This is a genomic window from Actinoplanes oryzae, assembly GCF_030757795.1.
Classification (GTDB): domain Bacteria; phylum Actinomycetota; class Actinomycetes; order Mycobacteriales; family Micromonosporaceae; genus Actinoplanes.
In genome coordinates this window covers 55,899-79,116 of the sequence record NZ_JAUQWH010000002.1, presented here as the reverse complement: position 1 = coordinate 79,116, position 23,218 = coordinate 55,899, and the positions used below count along the sequence as shown (strand labels likewise).

Here is a 23,218-nt window from a genome sequence, read left to right as displayed (position 1 = left end):
CCTAGAGCTGTCGGGCGAGGAACTCGCGCGGTTCGACGGCGGTGGTGTCCAGCTCCAGGCAGCGGCCCATCGCGTTGACGGCGCTGCCGAGATCGCCGATCAGCTCGTAGCACTGGCCGGCCCGGAACCACCCGATCGCCCCGGCGCCGGTGCAGAGCTCGCCGGCCCGGGCGTACCACCGGGCGGCGTCGGCGAACAGGCCCGCGGTCGCGTAGCCGTCGCCGATCACGAGCAGGGCCTCGAGGCAGTACGGGTCGAAGGAGTGCAGCCCGTCGCAGAACTCGCGCAGCTGCGCCTCGGACTCGTCGCCCCGGGCCCGCGCCGCCGCCTTGATCTGCGACTCGAGGATGATGCGACGGTTCTCGTCGGCGACCATGCGGTCGGTGCCGGTGGGGTCGGCCGCGTACAGGATGTCGCTCTCCGCCAGGGCGGACTCCACCTCCGCGCGCATCTCGGCCGGGCGCCGCTGGGCGAGCCGGAGCAGGGCGACCGCGCGGTGGTAGCGGCTGCGGATCAGGTGACCGTGCCAGTCGTCGGGCACGCCGCCCGCCAGCACCGCGTCGCCGAGCCGCTCGAAGCCCTCCGCCCGCTCGACGCCCGCGTTGCTGCGGATCGAGTGACCGATGCCCTGCGAGCAGGCCGCCAGCGCGAGCCGCGGATCCGCCGCCCGGGTGGCCACCTCGGCGAACACGTCCAGGGCCACCGGCGCCCGGCCGGGCACGCGGGCGGTGACCCGGGCGACCTCGTACGCCAGCTTGTCCCGCCGCTCGCTGCCGTCCGGATGCACGACCCCGGCGAGATCGGCGGCGAACTCGCAGTACGAGATCTGCGCCAGCTGGAAGACGACCAGCGCCCGGGTCCCGTCGTCGAGCCGGTCGAAGCGCCCGACGGCGTCGACGAGCCGCTGCCACTGCGGGGTGCGCAGGTGCGCGGGCAGACCCTCGGGCGTCAGGCAGTCGTACTCCTCCAGGCCGGCGTGCCGGAGCACCTGGTGCCGCAGCCCCGGGATGCCGATGATCGCGAACCACGAGACGTGTCCCGCGTCCGGCTCGGCGATCCAGTCGGAGACGTGCTGGACGAGGCGCAGGCGCAGGGGGGCGTACGGGCTGTCGGCCATGTCGATGATCGGGCGCCAGAAGACGCCCAGCCGGTTGTGCGGCAGCCCCGGCATCCCGGTGACCCGGGGGAAGTGGCCGTGCGGGTGGCTACGCGTGAACCGGCGTTGCAGCTGGAGCCGGGGCTGGACGGTCGTCGTGGACAAGGTGAGCCTCCAGGAAGTGCTCGATCTCGGAGAAGAGGACGCGGCGGGCGGCGGCACTCGCCACGTGGTGGCCCTCGCCGTCGAAGCGCAGGTAGGTGACGCCGGGGCCGGCTGCCCGGGCCACGCGCACGAACTCGTCGACGGCGGCGACCGGCACGCGGGGGTCCCGGACGCCGTGCGCCACGAGCATCGGCGCGGAGTCCGTTCGTACGGTGTGCACCGGCGACCGTTCCCGCAGCCAGTCGCCGTCCGGCGCGCGGCCGCCCAGGATCTGCCGGCGCAGCGCCGGGGCAAGGGGCCGCCAGTAGCCGGGCGTGTCGGTGACCAGTGCCGCCAGGTCGGTGGGCGGGCTGATCGCCACGGCGCACCGGACCAGGTCGGGGCGGGTGCAGGCGGCGAGCAGGGCGCTGAATCCGCCGTACGAGCTGCCGAGGAACGCCACCCGGGCCGGGTCGACCAGACCCCGCTCGACGCCGGCGGCCACGGCGTCGTACAGGTCCTGCTGCATCAGGCCGCCCCACTCGCCGTTGCCGGCCAGCCGGAACGCGGAGCCGAAGCCCCGGGAGCCGCGATAGTTGACGTGCAGGGACTGGTAGCCGAGCGCGGCGAGGAACTGCGCCTCGGCGTGGAACCGGTAGTAGTCGCGTCCCGCCGGGCCGCCGTGCACGACGACCACCGTGGGCAGCGGGCCCGCGCGGTCGAGGGGCCGGAGGGCGTACCCGCTGATCGGGGTGCCGTCGCGGGCCGGGAAATGCAGGTCGGTCAGCCGGGGCAGCCGGCGGCCCAGCAGGCCCGGCCGGTTGACCAGCACCGGGCGGCCCGCGCCGGTCTCCGGATCGATGAGCTCGTAGTGGATCGGCCCGTCCGAGGTGACCCGGACGATCAGCCAGGTCCGGTCGTCGGCGGCCCGGTCGACCAGCAGCACCGCCTCGGCATCGGCGTTGAGCCGCCGGACCGCCTCGTCCCGGGCCGGGGTGAGGCTGTGCAGCTCGGGACGCTGCGCCACGGTCTGGCAGAGGTCCGGCAGCCCGGTGCGCGGGTCGAACCAGACGCCGGGACCGCCGATCGGGTAGCCCTCGACGTCGAGCTTCGGATGCGCGTAGAGCGTCTCCGTGGCGGCGCCCAGGGCGAGCAACCGGCGGGTGGGCGCGTCGTGACCGGAGAGCACGTAGAGCGTCGTGCCGTCGCCCGAGAAGCCCACCACGGCGAACATGGCGGCCTCGTCGACGCCGATCGCGAGCCGGACCTCGCCGTCGAGGACCAGCTGGAGACCGCCGTCGCGGAGCAGCCGGATGCCGCCGCGGACGCGCAGGTCCCGATCGACCAGCCAGCGGTGGAACGTACGGTCGGCGGCCACCTCCTCCGGCGGCGCGGCGCCCGGCCGGCAGCGGAAGAGGGCGCCCCGGCCGGCGTAGAGGATGTCCTCTCCCGCGGCCCAGAAGTCGGTCACCGGGCCGGACGACACCACCTCGGGCGGGCCGCCGGCCAGGCGCAGCAGGACGAGCTCCCATCGCTCGGTGCCGCGCGGCGCCCGGCGATACAGCAGTCCCGTCCCGTCGGGCGTCCACATCAGACCGCCGACCGAGTGGTCGTGCTCGGTGGCCAGCACCTTGTCGCCGGCGACGATCTCCGGGCCGGACGCGGTGGTGCGGACCAGCGCCACGGATCCGCCGCCGGGCGCGAGCCGCACGTGGGTGTGCAGCTCCCCGGCCAGCAGCTCGTCGCGCAGGCTCATCGCGGCACCGCGTCGACGTCGTGGCCGTTGAAGGCGATGCCCGCCCGGGCCCGGCTGAGCCCCTGGGTCAGCGTGTAGACGGCGGTGTACCGGCGGTCGTCGAAGCCGTGCAGCTCCAGGTAGGGCCGGTCCTTCTGGGCGGGGGTGACCAGCGTGCTGATGCCGTACGCGGAGGCGAGCAGCAACAGCTCCTGGCCGATGATCCCGGCCTCGAACCAGAGCCGCCGCAGCGCGTGCTCGTGCCGGTAACGCCACTGGTAGCGGGGCAGATCGGCGACCAGCCCGAGGGTCCACGCCGCGGTGGCCGGCGAGTGCATGCCCTGCAACACGTCGATCATGGCGTCGCGGTGCCCGCCGGGACGGACCGGGCGCAGTTCGTGGCGGCGCAGGTCGTAGCGGTACGTGCCCGGCTCGACGCCCTCGACGCCGAAGACGCAGAGCGCGATGTCCCACGCCGAGCCGAAGCTGTCGAGCAGGGTCACCGGGTCGCCGGTGCCCGTGCGCTCGCGCCGCTCGCGGATGTCGGCCAGCCCGTACCAGAGCAGCCCGGACAGGCTCGCCAGCGGGACGTCCCGCGGCACGTACGCCCGGCCGCTGCGCCGCCGCGCCATGAGCTGGGACACGGCGTGCTCCCCGGGCTCGGCCGGCGTACCGAGGGACACGGGGGGCGTGTCGGGCAGCTGTTCCTCGGGCGGGTCGCCGTGGGTCTCGAGGTAGTCGCGGAGGGTCTGCTCGCGGATGGTGTCGCCCGGGTCGGTCGTGTCGGCGTACGCCCACCGCCGCGAGGCCACATAGGACTCGTCGGACGGATGCCAGCCCCGGCGGTACCAGTGCTGCCAGCCCTCGACGAGGTGGTCGCGGTCGCCGAGGCCGGTGAGGCGGTCGGGTGTGCGCCCGCCGAGGATCGCCGTGGCGAGCGCCTCGGGACGCCACTGGAAGCGGCGGCCGCTGATGACGTCCGCCACCTCGACGGTTCCGGCTGCGGGGTCGACCGGGGGGCGTACGGCGACGCCGACCGGCCAGCGAGGGGTGGGCTCAGACATCGGAGGTCTCCCGTCGGGCGGGGATGCGCAGTTCCTCGTCCTGGCCGTCGGCCACCGCGACGGTGAGCATGTAGCCCTCGGCCATGCCGTCGAGACCCAGCACGGCCTCGATCTCGGTGGCCGCGTCGCAGTAGAAGATCGCCGACGTCAGGCCGGCGGCCCGGCTCGCGACCCGGAACGCGTTGGCGACGTGGCCGGCATCCATGTGGACAGTGCGATAGGTACGGGGCTCGCGATAGCGATACATGTTGCGCTCGAACGTGCAGGTGAGGACGAGCAGCGCCCGGGCGTGGGCGGGGAAGCGCTGGACAGTGTTGGGGAACAGCCGCCGCAGCGAGTCGTCGTCGACTGGCAGCTCGCCGACGCGCCGCAGGCTGAACGGCTGCATCGTGACGTGGTACCAGCCCGGGTCGATGCCCGGGACGTCACGGACCACGACGTAGCCCTCGGTGGGGTTCCGGGCGCCGCCGGACGGGCTGCTGCGCCGCAGCAGCGGGGCCGAGTCGGTCTTGGGCACGATCCAGCCGGTGATCCCGAAGGCGGCGGCCACGACGGTGCGCAACTTCTCCAGGTCCAGCGGTACGGGCTTCACCTCGCCGGCCCACACGTCGCGCGCGCTCGTCGTGATCAGGTCCTCGTCGAGCTCGGGCAGGGCGATGCCGCTCCGGTCGGCGTAGTCGAGCTTGAAGCGGTCGGTGTCCGGTTCGTCGGACTGGTAGCCGCGCATCCGGTCGCGGTCCTCGAGGATCGCGATCGCGGCCGTGTAGTCGACGCAGGGGTAGTCGAAGGTGAGGGTGTGGTACTCGGCGGCCTCGTGCCAGCCGTGCTCGCTCCAGCGGCGGCGCACGTCGACGAGCCAGTCGAGCTCGGCGTCCGTGCCCAGGGCCGCGTCGTCGACCAGCAGGTCCCGCTCGCGCAGGCCGTCGATCAGGCCGGCCCAGGCGATCGGCGCGCGCCCGGCCTCGGCCGTGGCGGCGGCCAGGCCGCGGGCGAGCTCCTCGGGCGTCTGCGGGCGGGCGGCCGCGACCAGCGCCGCGGCGACCTGGGGGGAGACGGTGAAGCGGGTGCGGGTGAGGATGTTCTCGGCCGACCACCGGTCGCCGATGACCTCGGACGGCGGATGGATCCGGACCGCCGGGTTGAGTCGGATCTCCATGTTCTCGGCCCTCCTCGGGCGACGGGGCGTCGGTGGGGCCACGCGGCCCCTTCAGGCGGGAGTCGCCCTGAAGGGGCCGCGTGATCAGCCGGCTTTCAGCGGTGTCGCCGCTGGGCTCAGTAGACCGAGCCCTGGAGCAGCATGACCTCGTACGCCGCCGACTCCTCGACGATCTCGGCGGTCTCGGTCTCGACCGGGGCGGCCTTGGCGGTGGCGTCGTCCTCGATCACGGAGATGTTGTTCGTGTCCATTTCAGGACCCCTTTCGGTCTGTTTCTCGAACCGGCCTGTCCGGCTCTGAGGAATACATTGCCGGAGGGCCACCGGCGCCGGCAACGATGAGGGGCCAAGGTGAAGTCAGGCGGGGGAAACAGGGCAGTGCGAGCCCGCCACAGAGCGTTCTGAGCTGGGAAAACAAGAACGCCCGGCCGGTGACCGGCCGGGCGTTGCGGTGCGCTGGGGCTAGAGCAGACCCGCGCGCATCGCGTAGGAGACGGCATGCGCTCGATTGCGCAGGGAAAGCCGTTTCATGAGGGCGTTCAGGATGTTTTTGATGGTCCGCTCGGAATAGCGCAGGCGATCCGCTATCTCGGCGGTCCCGGCGCCGTCGGCCAGCATTTTCAGAATTTCGATGTCGCGCTCGGAGAGCCCGTGCCCGTCCGAGGCGTGGCTGCGGCGCAGCTGGTCCGCCATCGCGCGCATGGCGTTCTGCGGCAGCACCGCCTCGTCGGGGTCGGTGATCGCCGCGACGATGCGCGCCCAGTCGCAGTCGGGGCGCAGCAGCAGTGTGGTCATGCCGTACTCGACGGCACGCAGCAGGTGGACCTCGCTGATGTCCTGCACCACGACGATCATCCGCATCGCGCGGTTACGGCTGGTGGCAGCGATGTTCCGCAGCAGGGCCATCGTGCTCTCGGTGACCTGGGCGGCCAGGACGAGCACGACGTCCGCGGCCGGCAGGGCGTCCAGGGTGCACACCCGCACGTCGCTCACCGAGCGCAGGTACGCGTCCGCTCCCTGCTTGACGAGGGGGTCGTCGGCGAAGACGACCACTGAGGGCTGGGCCATGGATCCTCCACGTGGCAGCAATCCGGTTCCTCCGAGCCAAACCCGGCACCCCCGCGGCTGACCAGCGAGAACGTCCCTCACGTTGCTGCCGGTGCCGGTACTCCACCCCGGCGCAGATGACGATACATCCGGTCATCCCGGGCGATGCCGCTTTTGTTCGCGGGTGGCGTTGATGCAGCGCACTTTGGTGAAGCCTCGGCCGGGTAGCGGCCGCCCGCCGCCGTCCGCCAGTCTCGATGTCAGCACCCGCCGCAAAGAGCTGGAGAGGAACGAAGAATGAAGCTGATCGCTTGTGCGGCCGCCCTCGTGGCGCTGGTGGGACTCGGGATCGCCACTCACGCCACGTCCGAACCGGCCGGCACCGGCAGCGGCGTCACCACGACCGTCCTCGCCGACGGGCCCGTGCCCGAGGGCGGAGACAGCGGCTGGGGCGGCTGATGCCCGCCGGCGCCCTGACCCCGCGGGAGCGCGAGGTGCTGCGCGAGCTCGCCACCGGCGACACCTACGACGCGATCGCCCACCGGATGAACCTGAGCCGGCACACCGTCGACACCTATCTGCGGCGCATCCGGCGCAAGACCGGCACGCACGCCCGGGTGGGGCTGCTGCGGCTGGCCTTCAAGCTCGCCGACGAGCAGAGTTGACCGGAACCTCCTCGAAGCACCGGCCCCGGCCGGGCAGCCGTCACCGGCTCGCCTGCCGGGGCCGGTCCGCGTCCCCGAGCACCATCAGCAGGGCGCGGAAGCCGGCGCGCGGCTCCAGCCACTCGCATCGCGCTCGGGCCGGGACGAAGACCACCTCTCCCGTACGCAGCCGCAGGTCGAGCACCGGCGCGATGCAGACGCGGCAGCTCCCGCGCAGGACCAGCACCAGCCGATCCGCGTCCGCGGCCCCCGGCGGCGGGAGCGGCACGATCGTGGCGGACACCACGGGGTCCGGCAGCCCGCCGAAGGAGTCGCCGGCCAGCACCTGCTCGGCGACCGCCTCACCGTCCTCGGGCCACACCACGGCCGGGGCCCGGCGCGCGTGCACCGACAGGCTGGCCACCACGTCACGCCAGAAGAGGGCCCCGGTCGTCCTGGTCATGAATCCAGCGTGGCCACCGCTGCCCGGGCCCACCAGTCACGAACATCCGGGACAGCGTCAGCCCTCGAGCCGCGTGTCGTTCAGCAGCCCCGAGGCGGCGGCCCGGACGCCGGCCTGGAAGCGGCTCTGGGCGTTCAGGCCCTCCATGATGTCGGCGATGTGCTTGCGCGCGGTCCGCAGCGACATGCCCAGCCGCCGCGCGATCGTCTCGTCCTTCACCCCGGAGGCGAGCAGGCGCAGGATCGTCCGGTCCAGATCGCGCGCGACCGCCTCGAGCCCGTCGGTGGCCGCCTCGGAGAAGGGCTGGGCCTGATCCCAGGCGTCCTCGAAGATGTGGAACAAGTAGTCCACGATGGACGGCTCGCGGACCACCACGGCGCCCCACGAGCCGTGCGAGTCCGGCAGGAAGGCCACCTCGCGGTCGAACATGATGAGCCGGCCGAAGAGCTGGTGGGCGGTGCGATACTCGGCGCCGAGGGTGGACACCGTGGCCACGTACGCCTGGCTGGGGCCGTTGAAGCGGGCGGTGTGCTGATAGAGGGTGCGCATGCGGATGCCCCGCTCGAGCAGGCTGGTGTCGCGGTGCAGCGCCTCCTCCAGCGCCTCGGGGGCCCGGTTGCCGCCCGGCTGGCTGGTCAGCATCTCGAAGCGGCACGCCTCGGAGGCCCGGGTCAGGGCGACCCGCACCTGATCGAGCCGGGGGATCAGCTCGACGGCCCCGGCGGCGCGCCGGACGCTGTCGAGATAGTCGGCCTTGAGATCGCCGAACTGCTTGCGGATCCGGCCGAGCCGGGCCTGCCCGGTGCGCAGGGCCTGCTCGAGGTCGGAGGTCGTCGCCGCGAGCACCACGTCGGGGTCGACCGCGATGTAGCGGCCGGGCAACGTGCCGTCCCGGTGCAGCAGACCCGCCGTGACATGCCACGCCAGCGCCGCACGCAGGGCCGGGACCGTGGTCTCCAGCTCCGTGGCGGCACGCTCCTCGTCGAAGGTCCAGTCGTTCGCCGCCATCCAGCGGTAGAGCGCTGTCTCCAGAGCGTCGGGGTGGGACTCGCCGCCATCGATGTCCGCCACGCAACGCACTGTAACGCGACTTAACTACCACCAGGTTACGAAGGGCAGCACAGCCAGCCCGTTCGTCCTCGCGGGGGCTGCTCGCCGAAGCCGGGCCCCGGGGTGGCGGCCACTGCGTAGTGTGACGCGGGTCATCGGCCACTGGGCGGGGAGGTGCGGCTTGAGTGCCGTCCTGGAGATATCGGGTCTGCGGAAGACCTACAAGAGCAGGAAGGGGGTGCGCCGGGCCCTCGACGGCTTCGACATGGTCGTCGAGTCGGGGCAGGTGCACGGCTTCCTGGGTCCGAACGGCTCGGGCAAGACCACCACGCTGCGTACGCTGCTGGGCCTCATCCGCCCGGACGGCGGCCGGATGGTGCTGCTCGGCCGCGAGGTGCCGGCGGCGCTGCCGGAGGTGGCCGGGTCGGTCGGCGCGATCGTCGAGAGCCCGCAGTTCTTCGGGAACTTCTCCGCGCAGGACACCCTCTCCCTGCTGGCCGACGCGGGCGGCGTCGACAAGCGCCGGGTGACCGAGGTGCTCGAGCTCGTCGGGCTGCGCGACCGCGCCAAGGACCGGGTGAAGAGCTACTCGCTCGGCATGAAGCAGCGGCTGGCCGTGGCGTCGGCGCTGCTCAAGAATCCGCGGCTGCTGATCCTCGACGAGCCGGCGAACGGCCTCGACCCCGGCGGCATCCGGGAGATGCGCTCGCTGATGCGCAACCTCGCCGAGTCGGGCATGACCGTGCTGCTGTCCAGCCACATCCTGGGCGAGATCCAGCTGATCTGCGACTCGGTGACGATCATCGCGGCCGGGCGGCGGGTGACGGCGGGCTCGGTGGCGTCGGTGCTGGCGTCGCACGCGTCGGCCTCGGTGCGCGTACGCCTGGACACCGTCACCGATCTCCCCGCGGTGGCCGGCCTCCTGCGTGAGCTCGGGGCGCAGGTGTCGCTCGAGAACGACCACCTCCTGGTCTCCGGCGCGCAGCCGAGCGCGATCAATCGCGAGCTCGCCACGCGGGGCGTCTTCGTCAGCGAGCTCGCCCCGGTGACCGCCGACCTGGAGAGCGTGTTCCTGGAGCTGACCGGCACGGCGCCGGTCGAGGGCGAGCACCGGCAGGTGGATCAGACGGTCGCCACGGCGTCCGGTGGCGCGAACGGGTGGGGCCGATGAGTCTGTTCAGGGCGGAGACGCGGCGGCTGACCAAGCGCCGCTTCACGAAGTTCTTCCTGCTCGGCGTGCTGCTGATCCTGGCCGCCGTCGCGGTCGGCATGGCCGTGACCAACCAGAAGCTCGGCCCCGAGACCACGGCGGCCGCGCAGGCGGAGGCCCAGCGGCAGTTCGAGCTCGCGACCCAGCAGGCCAGTGCCGACAAGCAGGCGTGCGAGAACGCCCAAGGGACGCCCGACGCGTCCAACTGGCCGACGAACTGCGCGGACATGTACACGCCGCAGCAGGCCGACTTCGACCCGCAGTGGTACGAGCCGGCGACCTTCGAGTTCGAGGAGCTCTTCCCGGCCATGGTCGTCGTGCTCGCCAGCCTGCTGGCGGCCGCGGCGTTCGTGATCGGGGCGTCCTACGTGGGCGCCGAGTGGAACAGCGGCGGCATGATGAACCTCCTGCTGTGGCGGCCGAAGCGCGTCCAGGTGCTCGGCACCAAGCTGCTCGCCCTGCTCAGCTGTCTCGCCGTGCTGACCGTGGTGCTCTCGGCGCTGTGGACCGGCGCCTTCGCGCTCATCGGCGAGTTCCGGGGCTCGATGGCGGGCATGACCGCGGGCGCCTGGCAGTCCGTGGCGCTCACCGAGCTGCGGGGGCTGGCCCTGGTGCTGGTCGCCGGGGCGATCGGCTTCGGGCTGGCCTCGATCGGCCGGCACACCGCCGTGGCCATGGGCGCCGCGATCGGCGTGATCGCCGTGCTCCAGGTGGGACTCGCGACCGTGCTCGCCCTCGCGGGCACCAAGTTCGTCGAGGCCTACCTCGCCCCGGCCTGGCTCTCCGCCTGGATGCTCAAGGAGGTCAAGCTCGAGGACTGGAACGCGTGCAACTTCTCGCCGACCGGGTGCGAACCGGACACCCTCACGCTGACCTGGCCGATGGCGGGCGGGCTGCTGGGCGGGATCCTAGTCCTCATCGTCGGCCTCGCGCTGTGGTCCATCCGTAGCCGAGACATCACATGATGTAGTTTCTGCCGGACAACGCGCGGAGGGGATCGTCGGCTGCCACTATTACGACGGTCCCCCTCCCGGGGGCTTGCCGACCGTCGCGAGGAACCGCCATGCAGCCTGACGAGCCCCAGGTGCCCACTCAACGCGTCCCGCTGACGGATCGCGAGACGCAGATCCTGGCCTTCGAGCAGAAGTGGTGGAAGCACGCCGGGTCGAAGGAGCAGGCCATCCGCGACGCGTTCGGCCTCTCCTCGACCCGCTACTACCAGCTGCTCAACGGCCTGCTCGACAACCCGGCCGCCCTGGAGCACGACCCCGTGCTCGTGGGCCGGCTCCGGCGGCTGCGGTCCACCCGGGCCCGCACCCGCCGCCGCTAGCCCGCGCTGTGCGTCGAGGCATAGGCCTCGAGCCAAGCCACCTGTACGGGATCCAGTGACGGCCGCACCCGCTTGCGCGCGGTCGCCACGTGCTGGGCGGTGACCGTCGTGGCGTCCAGGGACTCGCGCATCGCCGCCAGCGCCGCCTCGCGGATCAGCGCCGAGCAGTCCGCCGCGGAAAAGCCCTCCAGCTCGATGCCCAGCTCGGCCAGGTCCACCTCGGCGGCCAGCGGCACCGACTTCGCCGAGGCGCGCAGGATCGCGGCCCGGGCGTCGGCGTCCGGCGGCGGCACGAAGACCAGCCGCTCCAGCCGCCCGGGGCGCAGCAGCGCCGGGTCGATCAGGTCCGGCCGGTTCGTCGCCCCGATCACCACGACGTTGCGCAGGGCCTCGACCCCGTCCAACTCGGTCAGCAGCGCGGCCACCACGCGGTCGGTGGTGCCGCCGTCGGTCGACTGGCCGCGGGTGGGAGCCAGCGCGTCCACCTCGTCCAGGAAGACCAGGGTCGGGGCGGCCTCACGGGCGCGGCGGAACAGCTCGCGGACGGCCCGCTCACTGTCGCCGACCCACTTGCTGAGCAGCTCGGCGCCCTTGACCGACAGGACGTTCGCCTTGCCCGTACCGGCGATGGCCTTGACCAGGTAGGTCTTGCCGCAGCCGGGCGGGCCGTAGAGCAGCACGCCGCGCGGAGGTTGCACGCCGAGCCGGGCGAACGTGTCCGGATAGGTCAGCGGCCACAGCACCGACTCGGTGAGCACCTCCTTGACCTCGGCCATGTCGCCCACGTCGTCGAGGGTGACCTGCGCGACCTCCAGCGTGGACTCGGCCATCGACGTCGGGCGCACCACGTCGAGCGCGGCCTCGAAGTCGGCCATCGCCACGGTCGGCGCCTCCGCCTCCTTCTGCCGCAGCGCCGCGTGCACCCCGGCCTCGCGGGCCAGCGCGCCCAGGTCGGCGGCGACGAATCCCGGCGTACGCCCGGCAACGTCGTCGAGCCGCACGTCCTCGGCCAGCGGCATCCCGCGCGTCAGCACCCGCAGCTGCTCCCGGCGCATCGCCGCGTCGGGCAACGGCACCGCCAGCTGGACGGCCAGCAGGTCCGGCGCACGCAGCGCGGGGTCCACCGACTCGGGGCGGCTGGTGGTGCACACGACTGCCGCGCCCGACTCCACGAGGCCGGCCAGCACCTGCCGGAAGACCGTGGCCAGCGGGCCGGGCTCGTCGCGCGGGGCGAGCGCCTCGACGTCGCTGATCAGCAGCACGGCGGGCCCGCCGGCTTGTAGCTCCCGGGCGGCGTCACGCAGCCGGGTCGCCGCCGCGTCGTTGGTCAGCGCCGCCAGCTCGGGGCCCCAGACGGCGCGCACCTTGGCGCCCACGCCGGCGGCGACGGCCCGGACCAGCGCCGACTTCCCCGACCCCGCGGGGCCGGTGACCAGCACGCCCAGCGCCACGGTGGTGCCGAGCTTGCTGAGCACCTCCCGATGGTTGAAGCCCAGGTCGAGCAGCTCGGTCAGCTCGTCCGCCTGGGTGCGCAACCCCGGCAGGTCGTCGAGGCTCAGCGGGGGCGTGTCCGGGTCGGTGGCGGCGGGTCGCGCCGGGGCCACGGCCGCGGGCTCCGGGCGTACGGTCGTGTCCCGCCCCTGCCAGCCGACCACCGTGTCCATCGTGACCAGCGCGGACCCGGCGTCCTCGACCGCGACCACCTGCAGCAGCTCGCTGGTCCACCGGAAGCCGACCCGGTTGGCCAGGCTGCGGCGCGCGCCCTCGACCAGCGCCCGATGGCTGGCCTGCGGCGGCACGTCCTGCGGCAGCAGCGACACGTCGTCGCCCGGGGTGACCACCTTGCCGAGCAGGGCCAGCCGCAGCATCTCGTGGGTGACCACGGCCGTGATCTCCGGCGGCCCGGCCAGCGTCACCCGCCGGGCGGCCACCACCGGGATCGGCGTGACCGTGACCTCGTCGCCGTCGCGCAGCCGCAGGTTGCCCAGGACCAGGTCGTCGGCGTAGAGGGCGGCCCGGCTCGCGCCCGCCTCGGCCTTGGCCGCGACACCGGCCGTCGTGCGCCGGCCGGTCAGGCGCAGCGGGTCGCCCGGATTGACCGCCAGCGCGGCCATCACCTCGGGATGCAGCCGGACGATGCCGCGGCGGGGCAGCTGCCCGGGTCGCTCATGCACGGTCAGCGTCAGATCGTCGGGCACGCGCCGGCCTTCCGTTCGATGTTTCTTACAGGGGACACGCTAGCGCCGCGCGCCACTTCACAGCGATCACTCAGTGGCACCGCTATAGCGTGATCACATGTCTCTGCCCCGCCTGACGCGGCGCCGCATCCTGGCGGGTGCTGCGGTCCTCGTGCTCGTCGCCGCCCTGGTGACCTGGGCCGCGCTGCCCGACCGGCACTCGTGGACCGCGTCGGACGCCCAGGTCACCGTGCAGTCCGGCCCCTCCGGCACCGAGCCGGTCACCCTGGACACCCGCTTCTACCTGCCCAAGGACCGCGACGGGAAGGTCCCGGCCGTCCTGCTCGCCCACGGCTTCGGGGGTACGAAGAACTCGGTCGCCGACACCGCCGAAAAGCTCGCCGACCGAGGCTATGCCGTGCTCACGTGGACCGCGCGCGGTTTCGGGCGCAGCGGCGGCGAGATCCACCTGGACAGCCCGGACTACGAGGTGAAGGACGCGCAACGGCTGCTCGACTGGCTCGCCACGCGGCCCGAGGTCCGCACCGACCGGGCCGGCGACCCGCGGGTGGGCGTGGTGGGCGGCTCCTACGGCGGGGCGCTGGCGCTGCTGCTGGCCGGGCAGGACAGCCGGGTCGACGCGATCGCACCGTCGATCACGTGGAACAGCCTGGAGACCTCCTTCTTTCCCGGCGGCGTCTTCAAGAAGGCCTGGGCGGGCCTTTTCTTCGGCTCGTCCGCGGGGGACAACCCGGCATGCGGGCGCTTCGCGGCGGACGTCTGTGCCGCCTATCTGCAGATGGCCACGACCGGGACGCCGGACAAGGCGATCTCCGAGCTGCTGGCCAGGTCGAGCCCGGCCGGCGTGCTGGACCGGATCAAGGCGCCGACGCTGCTGATCCAGGGCGCCGTCGACACGCTGTTCCCGCTGTCCGAGGCGGATGCCAACGCGCGCGGGATCGCCGCCACGGGCACGCCGGTGCGGGTCGCGTGGTTCACCGGCGGGCACGACGGCGGTCTCGGGCCGCAGACGGATCAGGACCGCACCGAGGCCCTCACCGTCCAGTGGCTCGACCATTACGTGAAGGGCTCGGGCGCGGCGCCGGCGACGAGCTTCACCTACTCCCGCGTGGCCGGGTTCAGCGCGCTCGACCGGGGGCTCGTGACGAACGGATACTCGGACGAGGCGTACCCGGGGCTCGGGGGCGGCGGGCGGACGCAGGTCGCGGTCGCCGGGGCCGAGCAGCGGATCGCGAGCCCGCCCAACGGCAACCCCGGCGCGATCTCCTCGCTGCCGGGGGTCGGCGGCCAGCTCAGCTCGCTGCTCGGCGGCGTCGCGGGCGACCTGCCGGGCCAGCACGCCACCTTCGAGTCCGCGCCGGTGACCGAGGCGATCGAGGCGGCCGGGGCGCCGACGGTCCCGATCCGGGTGGCGTCGGAGAGCGGGACGGCGACGGTCTTCGTCAAGCTCTACGACGTGGGCGCCGACGGGACGGCCACGCTGAGCGGGGGCCTGGTCGCGCCGCTCCGGCTCACCGGCCTGCCGAAGGCTCTGGCCCAGGCCGAGCCGGTGACGGTCACGCTGCCGGCGATCGTGCGCCAGATCGACAAGGGCCATCAGGTACGGGTGGTGGTCGCGACGTCCGACCAGGCGTTCCTGACCCCCGCCGCGCCCGCGGACTACACCGTTGCCGTGTCGGGCGCGGTTTCGCTGCCGACGCTGGCCGGGACACCCATCGCGAACCCGCAGGTGGTGTGGCGGTGGATCCTGCTCGGAGTGATCGTGGCCATCGCCGTGGCTGTCGCCGCGGTCGTGATGTTCTCCCGGCGGCGACCCGCGACCCCCGTTCCCGATTTCTCGGATACGCCCCTCGTGGTGCGAGGGCTGCGGAAGGCGTACAACGACGGGTTCGTCGCCGTGGAGCAGGTGGACTTCCGGGTCGAGCGCGGGCAGGTCGTCGGGCTGCTCGGACCCAACGGCGCCGGCAAGACGACCACGCTGCGGGTGCTCATGGGCCTGACCATGCCGACGGCCGGCGACGCCCTGGTCTTCGGCGAACGGCTGGTGCCCGGGGCGCCGGTGCTGCGCCGGGTCGGGGCGCTGGTCGAGGGCCCCGGATTCCTGCCGCACCTCACCGGCCACGAGAACCTGGTCGCGTACTGGCGGGCCACCGGCCGGCCGGTCGAGGAGGCCCGCTTCGAGGAGGCGCTGGAGATCGCCGGGCTCGGCAACTCGGTGCACCGGCGGACCAAGTCGTACAGCCACGGCATGCGCCAGCGCCTCGCCATCGCCCAGGCCATGCTCGGCCTGCCCGAGCTGCTGGTCCTCGACGAGCCGACGGACGGCCTCGACCCGCCGCAGATCGCCGAGATGCGCCGCGTCCTGCGCCGCTACGCCACCGACGGCCGCGCGGTCCTGGTCTCCAGCCACCTCCTCGCCGAGGTGGAACAGACCTGCACCCACGCCGTCGTGGTCAACAAGGGCCGCATCGTCGCGTCCGGCCCGGTCGAGGACATCGTCGGCGACTCCCCGTCCATCCAGATCGGCGTCTCCGACGTCGCCGCCGCCACGGCGGTCCTGACCGGCCTTTCCCTGGACGCCAAGCCCGAGGGCGCCTCCCTGATCGTGGACACCAACGGCACTCCCCGCGAGGAGGTGGTGGCTTCCCTGGTCCGCGCCGGCGTCGGCGTCGACCGGGTGGTGCCGCGCCGCCGCCTCGAGGACGCCTTCCTCGCCCTGGTCGGCGACAACTCCCGCGGAAGTGGTGACCGATGAGCACGCTCCCCCTCACAGCCGAGGTCCGCAGGCAGGCGTCGCGGCGGCGTACCCAGCTGGCCCTGGGCTTCATGGTCCTGCTGCCCCTGATCGTCCTGGTCGCCTTCGAGTTCGGCGGCGGGGACGACGACGACAACGGCGGCGGCGCCTTCTCCTCCCTGGTCGACCTGGCCACCTCGGGCGGACTCAACTTCACGCTGTTCACGCTGCTGGTCTCGTCGAACTTCCTGCTCATCGTCGTGGTCGCCCTCTTCTTCGGCGACACGGTGGCCTCGGAGGCGAGCTGGGGCAGCCTCCGCTACCTGCTGGCGATCCCGGTGCCCCGGGCCCGCCTGCTCGCGGTCAAGCTCCTGGTCGCCCTGGGCTACTCCCTCACGGCCCTGCTCACCCTGGCCGGAACGGCACTGCTCGCCGGCACCCTCCGCTACGGCTGGCACCCGCTGGGCAGCACGGTCGCCGCCACCATCCCCGCCGGGGACGGGCTGGTCCGGCTGCTGGGCATCCTGGCGTACCTGGCGGTGATCCTGCTGGGCGTCGCGGGCCTGGCCTTTCTGCTCTCCGTCGCCACCGACGCCGCCCTGGGAGCCGTCGGCGGCGCGGTCCTCCTGTGGATCCTGTCGAGCATCCTCGACCAGATCGAAGCCCTCGGCGTGATCCGCAATTTCCTCCCCACCCACTACAGCGACGCCTGGCTGGGTCTGTTGTCCACCCCCGCCCAGACCGACGACATGGTGAAGGGGGCCCTGTCGGCCGTCTGCTACGCGGCCCTGTTCTGGGGGCTGGCGTTCTACCGCTTCACCCGCAAGGACGTGACTTCCTGACTCGGGCCGTCACTCGTCAGCACTTTCCGGAAGCACTGTGAATCCACTTGGATTGCGCAGCAACAGCCTGGTCCCCCGGCGCACCAGGTCGCCACGAACCGCGACGCTGAGCATCTGCTCGTGGGCACGCGTCGCTTGGACGTAGTCGGCCTCCGGAAGGGTCATCCATACCCGGTACAACCGATCATCGCCTTCCACCGTGCCGGCAACGCTGATCTCACCGTGCTCAGCTGCCTCACGATGCAGTCGCACGACACTGCCGGTCACAAAGACCGCTTCCTCCGCAATCCGTTCGCGCAACTCCTGCGCGGCAGCCTGCAAGATGGCGAAGTGGTCGTGGCGGAAGCGGACGGCGGGCATCCTGCGCAGAGTCAACGGCCGGGACGCGGCCAAGGCAAGATCGAGCTCGAAGGGAAGCTCCGGGCGCACCCGGTCCGAGCGCGACGGCGTCAGGCGCGGATGACGTCGACGCCGGCTTCGCGGAAGGTGGCGACCAGGGCGTCGGGGGCGCCGCTGTCGGTGACGAGGGTTTCGACCTTGGTGATGGGGCAGATGCGGGCGAAGGCGTGGCCGCCCAGCTTGGAGCTGTCGGCGATCACCACGACGCGCTTGGCCCGGGCGACCATCAGGCTGTTCATGGCGGCCTCGCCCTCGTGGTGGGCGGCGGCGCCCAGGTCGACGTCGAGGGCGTCGACGCCGAGCAGGACGATGTCGAGGGTGACCTCCTTGAGGAGGGCGCCGCCCAGGGGGCCGACCAGTTCGAAGGATTGGGGGCGGACGACGCCGCCGGCCACCACGATTTTCATGCGGGAGCGGACGAGCAGCTCGTTGGCGATGTTGAGGGCGTTGGTGACGACCGTGAGCTGGGCGCCCTCGCCGCTGGTGTTGAGGTCGGGGCGGACGGCCAGGGCGCGGGCGACCTCGGTCATGGTGGTGCCGCCGTTGAGGCCGACCACGGTGCCGGGCTGGACCAGGGTGGCGGCCGCCTCGCCGATGCGCTGCTTCTCCGCCGAGTGCTTGGCGCTCTTGTAGCGCAGCGGCAGGTCGTAGGAGACGCCGTTGGCCACCGCGCCGCCGCGGGTGCGGGTGATCATCTGCTGCTGGGCGAGCTGGTCGAAGTCGCGGCGGATGGTGGCCTGGGAGACGTCGAGGCGGTCGGCGGCGTCCTCGACGGTGACGCGGCCGCTCTCCGCCAGGAGCTCCAGGAGGGCGTTCCAGCGCGCGTACCGGTCCACCGGATGATCTCCCATGCTCGAAACCCGTCAAGAGAGTGCACATTAGTGCGCGAAACGGCGCGTAGCAAAGAGGTTACCTGCGCGAAGCCGCGCGGGAGGTTGCGTCGCCGCCCCGGAACCGCGCAGAATGGCGCTCGAAAGACCGGCGAACCGAGCGTAACCGCGCAGCCGCAGCACCTGATGAGGAGCAGTATGAGCCACGTCAAGGTGGAGATCGCCAGCCAGCCGGAGTGCTGGCGGCAGGCGGCCGAGCTGGCCGGCGCCCCCGGGCTGCCCGAGCCCGGCGAGCGGGTCGCCGTCGCCGGCTGCGGCACGTCCTGGTTCGTCGCGCAGACCTATGCGGCGCTGCGCGAGCGGGAGGGCCACGGCGAGACCGACGCGTTCCAGGCCTCCGAGTTCCCGCTGGGCCGCCGTTACGACCGGGTCGTCGTCGTCAGCCGCTCCGGCACCACGACGGAGGCCGTCGAGCTGCTCAAGCAGCTGCAGGGCAACACCCCGACGACGGTGGTGACCGCCGACCCGGAGACGCCGGTGGTGCCGCTGGCCGACGAGCGGATTCTGCTCGACTTCGCCGACGAGCTGTCGGTCGTGCAGACCCGGTTCGCCACGAGCACGCTGGCGATGTTCCGGGCGCACCTGGGCCACGACATCGAGGCGCTCGCGGCGGACGGCGAGGTGGCCGTGCGGCTGCCGCTGCCGGTGCACCCGTCGCTCGCCAAGCAGATCACCTTCCTGGGCCGGGGCTGGACCGTCGGGCTGGCGGAGGACGCGGCGCTGAAGTGCCGGGAGGCCGCCGGCTGGTGGGCGGAGGCGTACCCGGCGTTCGAGTACCGGCACGGGCCGATCGCGATCGCGCAGCCCGGCCGCGTGGTGTGGGCCTTTGGCGACGTGCCGGCCGGGCTGCCCGAGGAGGTCGAGGAGACCGGCGCCACCTTCGTGCACAGCAAGAGCTACTGGGGCGCGGCCGACCGGGAGACCTTCGACCCGATGGCCGACCTGGTGGTGGCGCAGCGCGTCGCGGTGCTCTTCGCCACGAGCCAGGGCATAGACCCCGACCACCCGCGCGGGGTCACCCGATCAGTAGTGCTGTCATGACGCAACGCGGCGTCGATCCAGTTTTGCGTCGCGAGAGGTAAATCCGTGAGCAACGACGTTGTGGTGGCGCTGGACGTCGGCGGCACCGGCATGAAGTGCGGCCTGGTCAGTACGGACGGCACGGTCCGCCACGCCGAGCGGCACCCCACGCTCGCCCAGCGCGGGCCCGCGGCGGTCACGGAGAACATCCTCGAGATCGCGGCGAGCCTGGCGGCCCGGGCGCGCGCCGAGGGCCTCACCCCGGTGGCCGTGGGCATGGCCGTGCCGGGCGTGATCGACGAGGACAACGGCGTCGCGGTGTGGTCGAGCAACGTGGGCTTCCGGGACGTACCGATGCGGCAGCTGGCCGAGGAAAGGGTGCAGCTGCCGACGGCGCTGGGCCACGACGTGCGCGCGGGCGGGGTTGCCGAGGCCCGGCTGGGCGCGGGGCGGGGCGAGGGGCACGTGCTCTTCGTCGCCGTCGGCACCGGCATCGCGGCGGCGCACGTGATCGACGGGAAGGCGTTCGCGGGGGCGCACGGCGCGGCCGGCGAGCTCGGGCACATCGTCGTCCGGCCGGGCGGCCCGGCGTGCGGCTGCGGGAGCAACGGCTGCCTGGAGTCGATCTGCTCGGCCAGCGCGATCGGCCGGCGCTATGTGGCCCTCTCCGGCGAGGCCGGCGTGACCGCGCAGGACGTGGCGACCCGGGCGGCAGCGGGCGAGCAGCTCGCCAACCAGGTCTGGGACGAGGCCGTCGAAGCCTTCGCCGACGGGTTGCTCACCGCGCAGGCCCTCTACGACGCCGGGGCCATCGTCATCGGCGGCGGGCTCGCGGAGGCCGGTGAGGCCCTGCTCGGCCCGCTGCGCACGGCGCTCGACGCGCGGGTCACCTTCCATCGGATGCCGCAGCTCGTCCGCGCGGCCCTGGGCGACAATGCAGGCTGCATCGGTGCCGCTCAGCTGGCCCTCGACCACCTGGAGGAACGATGAAGGTGCATGGACGGATCGTCCGGCCGGGCGCGGTGATCCCCGGTTTCGTCGAGGTCGACGGGCCGACAATCCTCGACGTCGCCGCGAGCGAACCCGACATCTCGGATATCGTCGTGCCCGGCTTCGTGGACCTGCACTGCCACGGCGGCGGTGGACACACGTTCACCAGGGGGGACGCCGAGGACGCCGGGAAGGCGGCCGCCTTCCATCTGGCCCACGGCACGACGACCATGCTGGCGAGCCTGGTCAGCAGCCCGTTCGAGCTGATGCGCGATGCGGTCACAGCCTATGCACCGCTCGTGGAGAGCGGGCAGATCGCCGGGATCCACTTCGAGGGGCCTTATCTGAGCAGTGCCCGCTGCGGCGCCCAGAACCCCGGCTTCCTCCGGGACCCGAGCATCGAGGAGCTGTCCCGGCTTCTCGGAAACGTTCGCATGGTCACCATCGCGCCGGAGCTGCCCGGAGCCCTCGACGCGATCAAGTGGCTCGTGGACAACGGCGTCGTCGCGGCGATCGGGCACACCGATGCCACGTACGAGCAGGTCCTGGCCGGGGTGGCAGCGGGCGCGACCGTCGGCACCCACGTCTTCAACGGCATGCCCCCGATGCACCACCGGGAGCCCGGCCCGGTCGTTGCCCTGCTCGACTCCCCCGGCATCGTCTGCGAGCTCGTGGCCGACGGCATCCACCTGCACGACGGCACGCTGCGCTTCGCGGGCCACGCCACCGGCCCGGACCGGGCGGCGCTGATCACCGACGCGATGGACGCGGCGGGCATGCCGGACGGCGACTACGAGCTGGGCGGGCAGGCGGTGACGGTCGCGGACCGGGTGGCGCGGCTGACCCGCAACGGCTCGATCGCCGGCAGCACGCTGACCATGGACGCGGCCTTCCGGCAGGCGGTCGGTGCGGGCTTCGACCTGCCCACGGCCGCCGCGATGGCCTCGACCACCCCGGCCCGCGCGCTCGGCCTCGCCGACCAGGTGGGCGCCCTGGAGGCCGGCCTGCGCGCCGACCTGGTCGTCCTCTCCGAGGACCTACAGGTCAAGCGCGTGATGCGGGCGGGAGCCTGGCTCGAGCAGGGGTAGGCGCGCCAGCACCCGCCCCAGCACGAGGCCGAGCAGCAGCCCGGCCACCGAGTCCGTGATCCAGTGGAACGCCAGGTAGGTCGTCGTCACGAACACGATCGCGGGCGGCACCACACGCAGCAGCACGGTGGCCCGGGGCGACAGCGGCGTCCGCAGCACGACACCCAGCAGCAGGGCGATCACGAAGTACCAGACGATCGCGTTCGCCACGTGCCCGCTGGGATAGCTCATCGCCTTCTCGCCGTCGGCGAAGGGATTGAACAGGATCTCCCGGTCGGGGCCGGCGAAGTGCGGCGCGGCCCGGTCGAGCCAGATCTTCAGCGGGCCGATCGTGACGTACGTGATCACGAACCCCGCCGCGAACGGGACGGCGACGCGCCACGACCGCAGCCGCCACCACGCCAGCGCGGTCAGCAGCAGGGCGACCGGCATCAGCACCTGCCCGCCCTGGCCGAGGTAGTTGAACACGCGCAGGGTCCAGTAGAGCGGGGCCGGACGGTGACCGTCCACCCAGTCGGCGACGGCCTCGTCCAGGGCCAGCAGGTGCCCGTTCGCCAGCGCGACGGTCAACGCCACGAACCCCGCCAGCGCCAGCGCGTCGGGCCACCACTGGCGGCGTACGCGCTGGTCTGTGCGGGGTTCGATGGCAGTCGGCATGCCCTCAAGCTAGCTCAGAGGTACGACTTCAACTTCTCGTGCAGCAGATCGGCACGCACACCGGAGTTGGGGCAGCCGCCGAAGTGGTGCAGGGCCACGACCTTGTCCGACTTGCGCGACAGCACGGGACTGCCGCTGGAGCCGCCCTCGGTGTCGCAGTAGTACGAGACGTCGGTGTCCTGGGCGTACCCGTCGAAGGCGTTGTCGACCACCGCGCAGGTGCCGGCCTTCTCCCCCAGGCGGCCCGCGATGCGCGTCGGCTCGCCGGCCGGGTGCTGCGGCACGTAGAGCTCCTGGCCCTTCGCCGGCCGCCCGGTGTCCAGCGACAGCGAGCCGAACTTCTTGATCTTGTCGAAGTTGCCGACCGTGAAGAGCGTGTAGTCGTACGTGTGGTTGGTGGCCAGCACCTCGTCACCCCAGACCTTCGTGGGGTTGAAGACCTCGTAGCCGCCGCACTTGGCGCACTGGTAGTTGAACCAGACCTCGGTCTCGTACGCGTCCGCCGAGCTCGCGAAGCAGTGGTTGTTGGTCAGCATCCTGTTCTTGGAGCCGACGCGCCAGCCCGTGCACAGCTCGGTGCCGTTGATCAGCAGCCGGGCGATCGCCTTGGACCGCGTGTACGCCACCGGGTCGGCCGACTTGTAGCAGACCGCGTCGGAGCTCTCGTCGCTGCCGCAGACCGATTCCTCCCGGCCCGTACGGTTCGGGGCGGCCATCTCGTCGACGGGCACCTTGGCCTGCTCCGCGCGGGAGTAGCCCTTCGCTACCTTGTCGACCCGGACGCCCAGCTTGCCGAGCAGCGAGCTGACCAGCGAGCCGCCGCCGCGGTGGACCTCCAGCACGGCGGTGTCCCCGGTGACCGACATCGCCCACTTGTCGACGGGCGCCGTGCGGTCCAGCAGCTTCGGCGCCTCGTACCGGTAGGACTCCTCGCCCTCGGGGTCGGAGACGGTCACGTAGTCGCCGGGGAGCATGGCCATGCGGTCGAAGTGCAGCTTGACGTAGGAAGCCTTCGGGTAGTGGAAGACCTCGCGCTGCGGCTTGCCGTAGCCCAGGAGCTTCTCGACGTCGAGCAGCTCGCCGACCCGCTGCTTGCCGTCCTCCTCCTTGCCGCTCTCGTGCACTCGCTCGCGCGGCTCGAACTTCTCCTCGACAGTGCCGCGCTCCGCCTGCCGGGCAGCGCTGCCTGCGGGCGTCGAGCTTCCGGTGGCCGACGGGGAGGCGGACGCGCTGGGCGCGCTGCTCGCAGCCCCTGCCATCGCGCGCTGATCAGCGGACACAGGGACACGCTCAGCCGCGTCGTGCCACGAGCCGACCGCCCGGCCCTCGGTGCCGGACTTGTTCCACGCCACCGCACCAGCCGTCCCGGCCAGTGCCAGGGCGGTGCATGCCCCGGCGACGATGCCTACCGAGCGTCGCACTCTCACTCCCGTCCCTCGGTCGCCATTTCCTGCTGTGTAAC

The 23,218-nt window shown here is 72.6% G+C and carries 23 protein-coding genes; 10 read left to right on the top strand and 13 right to left on the bottom strand.

All coding sequences use genetic code 11. The annotated features are described in order from the left end of the window. Nucleotide 1 precedes the first annotated feature (1 nt). From RBH18_RS01305 to RBH18_RS01280, 6 genes are all read right to left on the bottom strand, one after another. Nucleotides 2-1,261, bottom strand: a complete 1,260-nt coding sequence (locus RBH18_RS01305; protein ID WP_306203942.1) for a tetratricopeptide repeat protein — start codon at nucleotides 1,259-1,261, stop codon at nucleotides 2-4. Further along, the gene (locus tag RBH18_RS01300; protein WP_306203941.1) at nucleotides 1,206-2,996 is read right to left on the bottom strand and encodes a S9 family peptidase; all 1,791 of its coding nucleotides are present in this window, start codon (nucleotides 2,994-2,996) and stop codon (nucleotides 1,206-1,208) included. The genes RBH18_RS01305 and RBH18_RS01300 overlap by 56 nt, the downstream gene beginning before the upstream one ends. Continuing rightward, entirely contained in the window at nucleotides 2,993-4,039 is a 1,047-nt protein-coding gene (locus RBH18_RS01295; protein ID WP_306203940.1) for a SagB/ThcOx family dehydrogenase, read from the bottom strand. Before RBH18_RS01295 ends, RBH18_RS01300 begins: the two co-directional genes overlap by 4 nt. Beyond that, nucleotides 4,032-5,195, bottom strand: coding sequence for a SagB/ThcOx family dehydrogenase (locus RBH18_RS01290; protein WP_306203939.1), 1,164 nt, complete (start codon nucleotides 5,193-5,195; stop codon nucleotides 4,032-4,034). The genes RBH18_RS01295 and RBH18_RS01290 overlap by 8 nt, the downstream gene beginning before the upstream one ends. Nucleotides 5,196-5,311: 116 nt before the next feature. Further along, nucleotides 5,312-5,446 carry a hypothetical protein gene (locus tag RBH18_RS01285; protein ID WP_306203938.1) on the bottom strand — a complete coding sequence of 45 codons (135 nt, stop codon included), beginning with the start codon at nucleotides 5,444-5,446 and terminating at the stop codon, nucleotides 5,312-5,314. A gap of 210 nt (nucleotides 5,447-5,656) precedes the next feature. Beyond that, the gene (locus RBH18_RS01280) at nucleotides 5,657-6,262 is read right to left on the bottom strand and encodes a helix-turn-helix transcriptional regulator (protein ID WP_306203937.1); all 606 of its coding nucleotides are present in this window, start codon (nucleotides 6,260-6,262) and stop codon (nucleotides 5,657-5,659) included. 276 nt (nucleotides 6,263-6,538) lie between these two features. Here RBH18_RS01280 and RBH18_RS01275 point away from each other — a divergent pair, with 276 nt between their 5' ends. Both RBH18_RS01275 and RBH18_RS01270 read left to right on the top strand, forming a co-directional pair. Continuing rightward, the gene (locus RBH18_RS01275) at nucleotides 6,539-6,700 is read left to right on the top strand and encodes a hypothetical protein (protein ID WP_306203936.1); all 162 of its coding nucleotides are present in this window, start codon (nucleotides 6,539-6,541) and stop codon (nucleotides 6,698-6,700) included. Further along, nucleotides 6,700-6,906, top strand: a complete 207-nt coding sequence (locus RBH18_RS01270) for a response regulator transcription factor (protein ID WP_306203935.1) — start codon at nucleotides 6,700-6,702, stop codon at nucleotides 6,904-6,906. Before RBH18_RS01275 ends, RBH18_RS01270 begins: the two co-directional genes overlap by 1 nt. Before the next feature lie 40 nt (nucleotides 6,907-6,946). Here the strand turns inward: RBH18_RS01270 and RBH18_RS01265 are convergent, their stop codons facing one another. Next, nucleotides 6,947-7,348: a cupin domain-containing protein gene (locus RBH18_RS01265; RefSeq protein ID WP_306203934.1), complete on the bottom strand. Its 402-nt coding sequence runs from the start codon at nucleotides 7,346-7,348 to the stop codon at nucleotides 6,947-6,949. 57 nt (nucleotides 7,349-7,405) lie between these two features. Further along, nucleotides 7,406-8,419 (bottom strand): helix-turn-helix transcriptional regulator, encoded by a 1,014-nt coding sequence (locus RBH18_RS01260; protein ID WP_306203933.1) that lies wholly within the window; start codon nucleotides 8,417-8,419, stop codon nucleotides 7,406-7,408. Between the two features lie 160 nt (nucleotides 8,420-8,579). Here RBH18_RS01260 and RBH18_RS01255 point away from each other — a divergent pair, with 160 nt between their 5' ends. From RBH18_RS01255 to RBH18_RS44050, 3 genes are read left to right on the top strand one after another with little or no spacing between them, the layout of a single operon-like run. Then, nucleotides 8,580-9,569 carry an ATP-binding cassette domain-containing protein gene (locus tag RBH18_RS01255; RefSeq protein WP_306203932.1) on the top strand — a complete coding sequence of 330 codons (990 nt, stop codon included), beginning with the start codon at nucleotides 8,580-8,582 and terminating at the stop codon, nucleotides 9,567-9,569. Beyond that, the gene (locus RBH18_RS01250) at nucleotides 9,566-10,573 is read left to right on the top strand and encodes an ABC transporter permease subunit (protein WP_306203931.1); all 1,008 of its coding nucleotides are present in this window, start codon (nucleotides 9,566-9,568) and stop codon (nucleotides 10,571-10,573) included. Before RBH18_RS01255 ends, RBH18_RS01250 begins: the two co-directional genes overlap by 4 nt. 8 nt (nucleotides 10,574-10,581) lie before the next feature. Then, nucleotides 10,582-10,938 carry a DUF3263 domain-containing protein gene (locus RBH18_RS44050; RefSeq protein ID WP_372338833.1) on the top strand — a complete coding sequence of 119 codons (357 nt, stop codon included), beginning with the start codon at nucleotides 10,582-10,584 and terminating at the stop codon, nucleotides 10,936-10,938. Here the strand turns inward: RBH18_RS44050 and RBH18_RS01240 are convergent. Further along, entirely contained in the window at nucleotides 10,935-13,136 is a 2,202-nt protein-coding gene (locus tag RBH18_RS01240) for an AAA family ATPase (RefSeq protein ID WP_306203930.1), read from the bottom strand. The genes RBH18_RS44050 and RBH18_RS01240 overlap by 4 nt on opposite strands. A 97-nt stretch (nucleotides 13,137-13,233) precedes the next feature. Here RBH18_RS01240 and RBH18_RS01235 point away from each other — a divergent pair, with 97 nt between their 5' ends. Then, nucleotides 13,234-15,891, top strand: a complete 2,658-nt coding sequence (locus RBH18_RS01235) for an alpha/beta fold hydrolase (protein WP_306203929.1) — start codon at nucleotides 13,234-13,236, stop codon at nucleotides 15,889-15,891. Continuing rightward, the gene (locus tag RBH18_RS01230; protein WP_306203928.1) at nucleotides 15,888-16,712 is read left to right on the top strand and encodes an ABC transporter permease subunit; all 825 of its coding nucleotides are present in this window, start codon (nucleotides 15,888-15,890) and stop codon (nucleotides 16,710-16,712) included. Before RBH18_RS01235 ends, RBH18_RS01230 begins: the two co-directional genes overlap by 4 nt. 9 nt (nucleotides 16,713-16,721) lie before the next feature. Here RBH18_RS01230 and RBH18_RS01225 read toward each other — a convergent pair whose 3' ends face one another. Both RBH18_RS01225 and RBH18_RS01220 read right to left on the bottom strand, forming a co-directional pair. Next, on the bottom strand, nucleotides 16,722-17,072 hold the full coding sequence (locus tag RBH18_RS01225) for a hypothetical protein (RefSeq protein ID WP_306203927.1): 351 nt from the start codon (nucleotides 17,070-17,072) through the stop codon (nucleotides 16,722-16,724). Nucleotides 17,073-17,161: 89 nt separating this feature from the next. Continuing rightward, complete coding sequence (locus tag RBH18_RS01220) at nucleotides 17,162-17,947, bottom strand: DeoR/GlpR family DNA-binding transcription regulator (RefSeq protein WP_306204031.1); 786 nt, start codon at nucleotides 17,945-17,947, stop codon at nucleotides 17,162-17,164. Nucleotides 17,948-18,139: 192 nt separating this feature from the next. Here RBH18_RS01220 and RBH18_RS01215 point away from each other — a divergent pair, with 192 nt between their 5' ends. From RBH18_RS01215 to nagA, 3 genes are read left to right on the top strand one after another with little or no spacing between them, the layout of a single operon-like run. Then, entirely contained in the window at nucleotides 18,140-19,042 is a 903-nt protein-coding gene (locus tag RBH18_RS01215) for an SIS domain-containing protein (protein WP_306203926.1), read from the top strand. Between the two features lie 45 nt (nucleotides 19,043-19,087). Next, on the top strand, nucleotides 19,088-20,011 hold the full coding sequence (locus tag RBH18_RS01210; RefSeq protein WP_306203925.1) for an ROK family protein: 924 nt from the start codon (nucleotides 19,088-19,090) through the stop codon (nucleotides 20,009-20,011). Further along, entirely contained in the window at nucleotides 20,008-21,099 is a 1,092-nt protein-coding gene (gene nagA, locus RBH18_RS01205) for an N-acetylglucosamine-6-phosphate deacetylase (protein WP_306203924.1), read from the top strand. The genes RBH18_RS01210 and nagA overlap by 4 nt, the downstream gene beginning before the upstream one ends. On the opposite strand, the gene RBH18_RS01200 is transcribed toward nagA, so the two are convergent. Both RBH18_RS01200 and RBH18_RS01195 read right to left on the bottom strand, forming a co-directional pair. Then, nucleotides 21,049-21,756, bottom strand: a complete 708-nt coding sequence (locus tag RBH18_RS01200) for a phosphatase PAP2 family protein (RefSeq protein ID WP_306203923.1) — start codon at nucleotides 21,754-21,756, stop codon at nucleotides 21,049-21,051. The genes nagA and RBH18_RS01200 overlap by 51 nt on opposite strands. A gap of 14 nt (nucleotides 21,757-21,770) precedes the next feature. Next, nucleotides 21,771-23,177, bottom strand: coding sequence for a trypsin-like serine peptidase (locus tag RBH18_RS01195; RefSeq protein ID WP_306203922.1), 1,407 nt, complete (start codon nucleotides 23,175-23,177; stop codon nucleotides 21,771-21,773). Nucleotides 23,178-23,218 lie beyond the last annotated feature (41 nt).